This is a genomic window from Catellatospora sp. NPDC049133 (assembly GCF_040648455.1).
In the GTDB taxonomy this organism is placed as follows: Bacteria; Actinomycetota; Actinomycetes; order Mycobacteriales; family Micromonosporaceae; genus Catellatospora; species Catellatospora aurea.
The window spans coordinates 1,567-3,230 of sequence record NZ_JBEZDT010000081.1 but is presented as its reverse complement, the minus strand read 5'-3'; the positions used below and the strand labels follow the sequence as shown (position 1 = coordinate 3,230).

Sequence of the window (1,664 nt, the reverse complement as noted above, 5' to 3'; positions counted from 1 at the left end):
GTTCGTCGCGGGCGCTGCTTTGCGGGTACGGGAATATCAACCCGTTGTCCATCGACTACGCCTCTCGGCCTCGCCTTAGGTCCCGACTCACCCAGAGCAGATTAGCTTGACTCTGGAACCCTTGGTCATCCGGCGGCAGGGTTTCTCACCCTGCATTCGCTACTCATGCCTGCATTCTCACTCGTGTGGCGTCCACGGCTAGATCACTCTGCCGCTTCACCCGCCACACGACGCTCCCCTACCCACCCACACACCTGGACCACAAGGGCCTGGTTATTGTGTGAGTGCCACAGCTTCGGCGGTGTGCTTGAGCCCCGCTACATTGTCGGCGCGGAACCACTTGACCAGTGAGCTATTACGCACTCTTTCAAGGGTGGCTGCTTCTAAGCCAACCTCCTGGTTGTCTATGCGATCCCACATCCTTTTCCACTTAGCACACGCTTAGGGGCCTTAGCTGGTGATCTGGGCTGTTTCCCTCTCGACTACGAAGCTTATCCCCCGCAGTCTCACTGCCGCGCTCTCACTTACCGGCATTCGGAGTTTAGCTGACTTCGGTAAGCTTGTGGGCCCCCTAGGCCATCCAGTAGCTCTACCTCCGGCAAGAAACACGCGACGCTGCACCTAAATGCATTTCGGGGAGAACCAGCTATCACGGAGTTTGATTGGCCTTTCACCCCTAACCACAGGTCATCCCCCAACTTTTCAACGTTGGTGGGTTCGGTCCTCCACGACGTCTTACCGTCGCTTCAACCTGCCCATGGCTAGATCACTCCGCTTCGGGTCTAGAGCATGCGACTGAACGCCCTGTTCAGACTCGCTTTCGCTACGGCTTCCCCACACGGGTTAACCTCGCCACATGCCACTAACTCGCAGGCTCATTCTTCAAAAGGCACGCCGTCACCTCGGAACAAGTCCTCAGCTCCGACGGATTGTAGGCAGACGGTTTCAGGTACTATTTCACTCCCCTCCCGGGGTACTTTTCACCATTCCCTCACGGTACTAGTCCGCTATCGGTCACCAGGTAGTATTCAGCCTTACCAGGTGGTCCTGGCAGATTCACGGCAGATTTCAGGAGTCCGCCGCTACTCGGGAACACCCACCACAGGCCTTGAACTTTCGTCTACAGGACTCTCACCCTCTACGGTCCCTCATTCCAGAGGATTCGACTAGCCCAAGGCTTTATAACTGTGCGCCGGCGTGTCAGCACCGGCCGCAGGGTCCCACAACCCCGTCCACGCAACCCCTGACAGGTATCACACGCACACGGTTTAGGCTACATCCGCTTTCGCTCGCCACTACTCACGGAATCACATGTTGTTTTCTCTTCCTACGGGTACTGAGATGTTTCACTTCCCCGCGTTCCCTCCACACACCCTATGTATTCAGATGCGGGTAACCCGACATGACTCGGGCTGGGTTCCCCCATTCGGACACCCTGGGATCACAGCTTGGTTGACAGCTCCCCCAGGCCTATCGCGGCCTCCCACGTCCTTCATCGGCTCCTGGTGCCAAGGCATCCACCGTCTGCCCTTAAAAACTTACCTACACAGAGAAACAAAGATGCTCGCGTCCACTATGCACATCTCAACAAACAACCAACCCACACCCGCTTCCAACACACACACCGCAGCAGCGGCAGTTTGCGTTGTAGAGCGTGATCGGCG

The 1,664-nt window shown here is 57.1% G+C and carries 2 rRNA genes (both only partly in view); both read right to left on the bottom strand.

Features of this window, described 5'->3' with window-relative positions:
- Window positions 1–1,544 (bottom strand): 23S ribosomal RNA (locus AB0B35_RS41925) (it extends 1,660 nt beyond the left edge of the window).
- 103 nt (window positions 1,545–1,647) lie between these two features.
- A 16S ribosomal RNA gene (locus AB0B35_RS41920) occupies window positions 1,648–1,664 on the bottom strand (it continues 1,523 nt past the right edge of the window).
- Together the 16S and 23S rRNA genes form the textbook arrangement of a ribosomal RNA operon.